6 protein-coding genes are annotated in these 7,619 nt (G+C 41.0%); all 6 read left to right on the top strand.

The window, feature by feature from the left end; genetic code table 11:
- Positions 1–1,530, top strand: a 1,530-nt coding sequence (locus tag ACMJ0U_RS08390; RefSeq protein ID WP_417129532.1) for a RagB/SusD family nutrient uptake outer membrane protein, incomplete at its 5' end; no start/stop codon positions are given.
- Positions 1,531–1,550: 20 nt separating this feature from the next.
- Positions 1,551–2,444, top strand: coding sequence for a glycerophosphodiester phosphodiesterase family protein (locus ACMJ0U_RS08385; RefSeq protein ID WP_417129531.1), 894 nt, complete (start codon positions 1,551–1,553; stop codon positions 2,442–2,444).
- Positions 2,441–3,667 carry a YdcF family protein gene (locus tag ACMJ0U_RS08380; protein ID WP_417129530.1) on the top strand — a complete coding sequence of 409 codons (1,227 nt, stop codon included), beginning with the start codon at positions 2,441–2,443 and terminating at the stop codon, positions 3,665–3,667. The genes ACMJ0U_RS08385 and ACMJ0U_RS08380 overlap by 4 nt, the downstream gene beginning before the upstream one ends.
- 34 nt (positions 3,668–3,701) lie before the next feature.
- A complete protein-coding gene (locus ACMJ0U_RS08375) occupies positions 3,702–6,470 on the top strand; it encodes a GH92 family glycosyl hydrolase (RefSeq protein WP_417129529.1) in 2,769 nt (922 codons plus the stop codon).
- Positions 6,471–6,494: 24 nt separating this feature from the next.
- The gene (locus ACMJ0U_RS08370; protein WP_417129528.1) at positions 6,495–6,728 is read left to right on the top strand and encodes a hypothetical protein; all 234 of its coding nucleotides are present in this window, start codon (positions 6,495–6,497) and stop codon (positions 6,726–6,728) included.
- The gene (locus tag ACMJ0U_RS08365) at positions 6,725–7,279 is read left to right on the top strand and encodes a hypothetical protein (RefSeq protein ID WP_417129527.1); all 555 of its coding nucleotides are present in this window, start codon (positions 6,725–6,727) and stop codon (positions 7,277–7,279) included. Before ACMJ0U_RS08370 ends, ACMJ0U_RS08365 begins: the two co-directional genes overlap by 4 nt.
- The last annotated feature ends 340 nt before the right edge of the window (positions 7,280–7,619 follow it).

The following is a 7,619-nucleotide window of genomic DNA, read 5'->3' as shown; positions in this document are numbered from 1 at the left end:
ATGGGAGTACTGACACGGCCTGCTTGTACGGATTTTCTTACAGAAAATGACCCTAATCATATTGTGGCAGAAAACTTCTTCTCAACAGAAAATGACGTGGAACGTGCCGTAAATGGGGCCTATATGGCGTTGCGGTCTGGTTCTTGTATGGGCGAAGGAAGTACTGCTTATACGGAAGAACGTTCGGATAATGCAGGACGATGGGATAATCAGTCTGCTGCAGGAGAACCTTTCCAGTTCACGGATTTCTCTTTGTTGCCGAGTAATACCTACCTGAAGTCTCACTGGAATGCTATGTTTACGACTATCAACAATGCCAATTTTGCCATTAAAGGGGCAGAAAGCATTTCATTCGATGAAGAGGCCCAGAAGAATGAGTATTTGGCAGAGGCAAAGTTTGTACGTGCATTGGCTTATTTTGATGTGGTACGTAAATGGGGGGATGCTCCTTTAGTTACTCAATACCTGTCTACTCCAGATGAAATTACAGCCAATACACATCGTGTGGATAAATCGCAGGTGTATGCCTTGATTGTAGAAGATTTGAAATTTGGTCTGGATAAGAATGCGCTGCCTAATTATACCGAAGCAGAAAGAGGACGAGCTAATAAAGCGGCTGTAGCCGGATTGTTAGGAAAAGTATATCTTACTATGGCTCATGTGCTGGAAGACGGTAAGCGTAATGAGTATTTGGACAAAGCTAAAACTTATCTTGAACAGTGCTACGAAATGAGAAATTTTGGTGAATTAAGTGAAATATCTTTTGATCCAGAGGCTTCAAATGGTGTATTCAATGTGAATAATAAGACTGCTTGTCCTGAGATTCTTTTTCAGATTGTGTATAAGCAAGGAGATAAGGATTATCACTCAAGCATTGCCAAAAATACTCAGCCGGGGGGAGAAACAACTAACTCTTTTTATGCAACACAAGGGGTACCTATGCTGAAAGTGACACCTGATTTGGTAAAGGAATTTGAGACGAGTGATAACGGTTATGGTTGGACAGACGCACGTTATGCTTATTCTGTAGGGCATTCAGATAGCCAGAATTGCTATTATGTAACGAAATATCGTGATAAAAGTGATGCAGCTGGTACTTTAGGTTATGGAGGAAACGACTGGATTGTACTGCGTTATGCTGACGTAATCTTGATGTTGGCAGAAGTTTATGAAGAGCTGGATGATACAGATGTTGCTATTTCATATTTGAATAAGGTGCGTGCCCGTGCGGGCGTTCCTGATTATGAAGTGGTAAAGAATGATCCGGTTTACAGTCATAAGTTCCCGACATTGAAATTAGCTATTCTTCATGAACGTCGTGTCGAGCTGGCATTTGAAAATCAGCGCTGGTATGATTTGTTGCGTTTCTTTACTCCTTCTGAACTTGTAGAGTATATGCATGCGAAAAATCAGGATGACTATAACGAATCAAATTTGCAGAACTTTACGGAAACAGATATTTATTATCCGATTCCTTATGATGAATGGTTGCTGAATCCGGAAGGAATGTATCAGAACGAAGGATATTAATCACTAAATAGAATTTTAAGATGAAGAGAATTACTTGTATGATTTTTCTTCTCTGCACAGTCTTTGTACTCTCTGCTCAGGAGAGTGCAAAGACTCTTGTGGTAGATTTGAAGAGTCATGAGACGAAGAAAGTATTGGTAGTAGCTCATCGTGGCGACTGGAGAAATGCACCTGAAAACTCATTACAGGCCTTTCAAAATTGTATGGCGATGGGAGTTGACATGATTGAGATTGATTTGAAGATGACAAAAGACAATCAGCTGGTAATTATGCACGACAATACTATAGACCGTACGACCGACGGAAAGGGGAAAGTTTCGGATTATACGTTAGTCGAATTACAAAAGTTTCGTCTGAAAAATGGACTGGGAAGAGTTACTTTCCATTCAATTCCGACTTTGGAGGAGGTATTGGAACTGACAAAAGGAAAAATTCTGATAAACATAGATAAGGGCTATGATTATTTTCAAGAGGTGTATAAGTTATTGGTAAAAACACAGACTATAGACCAGGTGGTGATAAAATCCAGATATGCTTATGAAAAAGTCAAGGCTGAAAATGGGGATGTACTTGACAAAGTTATCTATATGCCGATTGTAGACTTAAACAATCCTGATTCAGAGGCGTTTATAGAGGGGTATAGACAGATGAAACCTGTGGCAATGGAATGCTGCTTTTCAGAAGTAACTCCGGAAGTTTTACGTTTACTTCAAAAGGTGAAAGATAATGGTTCTAAGATTTGGCTGAACGGATTGTGGCCTTCATTGAATGGTGGGCATGATGATGACCGTGCTGTGGAATTGAATCAGAAAGATGAAAGCTGGGGATGGTTGTTAGAAAAAGGAGCTTCATTAATTCAGACAGACCGTCCTGTGCAGTTACTGCAATATTTAAAAGAGGAGGGCAGACGATGAAAAAGATAGGTATATGCTGTTTGGGTTTACTGTTTTCCCTATGCTCGTATGCACAGGTTCAGAGAGAATACCATTTAATTTCTGCAGAGAAGATAGAGAATAAAGCATATTATTTTACAGCTCTGTTGCGTGAATTTGGTGAAGTAGATTCTATGATTTGTCATGACCCTGTTTTGAAAAAAATGGGGCTGAAGAAATTAGAGCGTTTGCATGAAGCAAAGACTTCGCAGGAACGGGTGGAAGCGATGAAATTCTCTGCAGAAGAGATTACAGAAGCTGGAAAAGCATTGGCAAGTCTTTATAAGCCGGGAAATCCGATTGATCGGTTGTTGACAAGGCATATAATCCCTTCCGGTTGCTATCAGCAGTATAAAGAGAATGGGGCAGAGTTCTTGAAAAAAATCTGGGAGCAAGATGCAGAAGGAATGAACTATGCGATAGAGGTGTATGCAGCAGCCCGGAAACCTCATTATCCTCAAATCGATTCTATTGGCTTTTACATACATAGCCGCCGGTTTATAGAGGAAATTCTTCCTACTTGTCAGCAAAATATTGCATTTGGGGTAAAAACACATCCTGTTTTTTATTCTGTACCTATGGCTGCCGTTAAGGCTTTGCTTGATGTGAACGACCGCCGTCAGTCGATTGATTATGAGCCTCTGTGTTCGACAGAAAACAGAATGGCATATACTCAGGTTAGCCAAACAGAATGGAACAATTATCCTTATACAGCCATTTTAGTGTTAGGCGCAGGACCCGAGGAACCCAATGTATCTATTAGCCCGGAAGGGAAGCTTCGTTCTGCCTATGCAGCCATGATGTATCGTCAGCATCAGGCACCATTTATTATTGTATCGGGAGGAAGGGTACATCCATATCATACTCCTTACAATGAGGCTTTTGAAATGAAAAAGTATTTGATGGACGTTTGGCAGATTCCGGAGAGTGCCATTATTATAGAGCCTCATGCGCGACATACTACCACGAACTTTCGTAATGCAGCACGTATTATGTTCCGTAACGGTTTTCCTGTAGAAAAGGCCGCAGTGGTAACGTCTTCTTTTTCTCATTTAAATTTTGTGGAAGGAATGGATTCACGTTGTCTTCGTGAATTAGGTTATGTACCTTATCGTTTAGGGAAAAGGCTGAATGAGCGTATGATGGAATTTTTCCCGTTGCAGGAGTCATTAATTATTCAGCCCACAGAACCCATTGACCCTTGAGTAGGAATTATAACTTGAAACAAGAATTAGTCTTATGAGGATAAAAGCATTTTTGTTTTTTCTATGGTGCCTGTTTCCCCTTTTGTTATCTGCGACGCCTCATAACATTGCCTCTCTGGCAAAGGTCTCTTGCTCTTCAGCTGCAGGGAAGGAGGTGGATGCAACACGTGTGTCAGACGGGCTTATACGTATACTGAATACAGGAGAATGGCGTTCAGGTAGCCGCCTGGATATGAGGGGCAGGGTTCGTCCCTTCCCCTGGGTACAATTGGATTGGGATTACCCAGTAAACATCAGCCGGATTATTTTATATGATTGTCCGGATATAAGCAGCCATACGGCGGCAGGTACTCTTTCATTCAGTGACGGAACTTCGATTGATGTAAATTTAATTGCTAATGATGGTGCACCTAAAGTGGTTGATTTTGACTCTAAAAGAGTCAGTTGGATACGTTTCCAGGTAACTGATGGTGAAGGGGAGAATCTTGGTCTGTCCGAGATAGAAGTCTTGCCTTCTCCTGAATCTTATTCAGACTACATCTCTTGGGTAAATCCTTATGTGGAAACAGCCAAGGGACGTTATTTCTTTTTTGTGACCGGAAGTCTTCCTTTTGGAATGATGAGCTCTGCTCCTCTGACACGTAATATAAATCAAGGCGGTGGGGGATACAGTTATAACTCTACCCGGGTTTTAGGTTTTCCTCAGATTCATGACTGGGTTATATCTGGTTTGAATCTGATGCCGATAACAGGTCAGATTGATACCCGTAAAGGTGAAAGTGGGTGGAGCTCTTCTTTTTCGCATGATGGAGAAATTGTGCAGCCTGGCTACCATCGGTTATTTTTGGATAGATATGGAATATGGGTAGAACAGACAATCACTGAACGTGTGGGATTTTATCGGCTGACGTATGCACAAGAGTCACTGGCGAAAGTCTTGCTGGGACTTGGCGGACATATATCTACTTCTACGATGGTGGGTGCACACGCTTCGCGCGTAAATGAAACGGAAATCGCGGGATATTTTGACACCACAGGAAGAGTATGGGGAGGAGTCGATAAGGCGCGGGTTTATTTTGTAGTCCGTTTTGAACGTCCTTTTCGTACATTAAACAGTTGGACTGGAAATGAAAGACAATGTGATATTACTCAGATGAACGGCTCTACAGAGGTGTATACCATACCAGGGTCTTCTTTTAAGCAGTCACCAACTTCTGGAGTAGAAGCTGATTTTGGGGTGTTGAAGCCTGGTGAACAGCTTTTGGTGAAAACGGCCTTTTCGTATGTAAGCATAGAAAATGCAAGAGAGAATATGGACCAGGAATGTCCTCATTGGGATTTTGAGCAAGTGAGGACTGAAGCATTATCTGTCTGGAATGAGTGGTTGGGTAAAATTGATGTAAAAGGTGGAACTAACCAGCAAAAGATGAAATTTTATACGGATTTATGGCATGTGCTGCTGGGAAGGCATAAAATTGATGATATAGATGGCTCTTATCCGGATTATTTGAAGGGAGGGACAAGAGTTGGAAAAGCTACCCGTATTCACACACTTTCTCCAGATTATAAGTCACGGATGTTGCCAAAAGGAAAGGATGGAAAAGTGATTCATCACATGTATAATTCGGATGCATTGTGGCTGACTCAATGGAATTTGAATACATTATGGGGATTAGCCTATCCTTCTGTGTTGGATGAGTTTTCTGCTTCATTTCTTGAATATGACAGGAATGGAGGGTTGTTGCCTCGTGGCCCGTCTGTAGGTGCATATACGTATATAATGACAGGTTGTCCGGCTACTTCGATGATTACAAGTGCATATCAACGTGGTATTTATCGTAAGTGGAATCCGGAGAAAGCTTTTCAGGCGATGAAAAGGAATCATGAAAAAGGAGGAATGCTGGCTTTCGATATGGACTGGGAGCTGGATTTTTATGTAAAACATGGATATTGCCCGGATGATGCCGGTCTGACCATACAGTGGGCTTTTGAGGACTGGAGTTTAGGGCAGATGGCTCTAAAAATGAAGAAACAGAGGGAGGCTAAGTATTTTCAGAAACGTTCTATGGGTTGGAAAGCTTCCTTTCATCCGGAGTTAAAATTAATGATACCGCGAAGTGAAAATGGTGATTGGCTGCATACAGACCCTCTGTCGGAAAAGGGGTTTGTTCAAGCTAATGCATGGCAGGCTACTTTTGGTTTGTCGCACGATATTCAGGGTTTAGCCCGTATGATGGGAGGACAAGATAGTCTGGCGGTCAGATTGGATGAGGCTTTTCGAAAGTCGGTAGCAGATGATTTTCTGTTCAGCTATATAAGTTATGCCAATCAGCCGGGTTGTTCAAGTGCACATGTGTTTTCGCATGTAGGGTATCCTTGGCTCACTCAGTATTGGGTACGTCAGGTTGGGAAACAGACGTATGGAGCTATCACTCCGGAAAAGGGGTATACTGGGAATGATGAAGACCAGGGACAGATGGCCGGGGTTAGTGCTTTGATGGCAGTCGGATTATTTAGTCTGGACGGAGGTTCTTCTTCGCATCCATGTTATGACATCACAAGTCCGGTGTTTGATGAGATTACGATAAAGCTGGATTCTGATTATTATGCTGGAAAAGAGTTTAAAATTGTGACTCATCATAATTCTGAGGTAAACTGTTATATACAAAAAGCTACGTTGAACGGGAAAGCTTATAATTTCTATCAGTTGCTCCATTCTGATTTTGTACATGGGGGAATATTAGAATTGTGGATGGGGGCTGCTCCTAATAAAAATTGGGGAAAATTTATGTCGGAAAAGTAGTTTGGTAATGATATGAAAATAGATATGAAAAGAACTTTTTTCTTATTGGTTTTAGTGAGTCAGTTTCTTTTTGGATATGCTCAATATTATAAGGAAACAGGGCGTTTTGCTTGTAAGATGGCCAAGCAAGCTGTAGTCGTTGACGAGGGATATATGTATGCTGTGTCAAATAAAACGATAATAAAATATACATTGTCCGGCGACTCAATTACGGAATGGAAAGAAACGGAACGGAACCAGAAAGTATTATACACATGAATAGTGGGTGTATCATTGGAGATTTGTTATATTGTGTAAATTCAAATTATCCACAATTGCCGATGACCAGTTCTATAGAGATTTTTGATAAGAATACTCTGAAACATATTAATCACATCAGTCTGGGTATTCGGTATGGTTCATGTACTTGGGCTGTAAAGAAAGGAAATAAATGGTATGCTTTTTTTGCTCATTATGCGAATTATGCACAGCAGCCGGGGAGAGATGTTTCATGGTCACATTTAGTGGAGTTTGATGAAGAATGGAGAGAGTTACAGGCCTGGGTACTTCCTGAAAACTTGATAAAGAAGTTGAGTCCTTGTAGTCTTTCGGGAGGTTTGTTTGTAGATGATTTACTGTTTTGCACTGGGCATGATGCGGCTGAGTGCTATGTGTTGGCATTGCCCCAGAGGGGAAGTACTCTCAAATGGTTGAGAACTTATCCGGTTCCTTTTCCAGGACAAGCAATATCTATGGATGAGCAAGGTAATTTGTGGGGAATTGACAGGGCTAATGATATGATTATAAAAGCTACTTTTATGACAGAATAAATAGGAAGTGAACTCGTGACATGATAACGATTCCTTGTTTTTCCTTGTGTAAGGAGAAACAAGGAATTGCTGTTTTCATCAGTTTTCTAAGAAAAGACTGAAATGTCTTTATGTAAATCTCTGTTTATTGAAGAGATTTTTATGTTTTTCGTGAGGGATACATAGGTTTCTCAATGCGAAACCGTATGTTTCTGGTTCGGAAAACGTAGGTTCTTCTGTGGGGAACCGTAGAAAATGTAAAGGGATTCTTTAAAAAAGGCAGGAATGCTCTATGTCTCATCGTCGTAAGCATGTTTCGTTTATTCCCGATTCTTATTAATAGATATTTTTAAGACTTAAA

Origin of the sequence: Phocaeicola sp. (assembly GCF_048170425.1) — a bacterium.
GTDB lineage: Bacteria > Bacteroidota > Bacteroidia > Bacteroidales > Bacteroidaceae > Phocaeicola.
The sequence above is the reverse complement of the archived record's forward strand: the minus strand, read 5'-3'. Positions and strand labels throughout refer to the sequence as shown.

Excerpts from the sequence above, each read along its gene's own strand:
- ACMJ0U_RS08375 (WP_417129529.1), top strand. The coding sequence starts at position 3,702 with ATGAGGATAAAAGCATTTTTGTTTTTTCTATGGTGCCTGTTTCCCCTT.
- ACMJ0U_RS08385 (WP_417129531.1), top strand. The coding sequence starts at position 1,551 with ATGAAGAGAATTACTTGTATGATTTTTCTTCTCTGCACAGTCTTTGTA.
- ACMJ0U_RS08365 (WP_417129527.1), top strand. The coding sequence starts at position 6,725 with ATGAATAGTGGGTGTATCATTGGAGATTTGTTATATTGTGTAAATTCA.
- ACMJ0U_RS08380 (WP_417129530.1), top strand. The coding sequence starts at position 2,441 with ATGAAAAAGATAGGTATATGCTGTTTGGGTTTACTGTTTTCCCTATGC.
- ACMJ0U_RS08370 (WP_417129528.1), top strand. The coding sequence starts at position 6,495 with ATGAAAAGAACTTTTTTCTTATTGGTTTTAGTGAGTCAGTTTCTTTTT.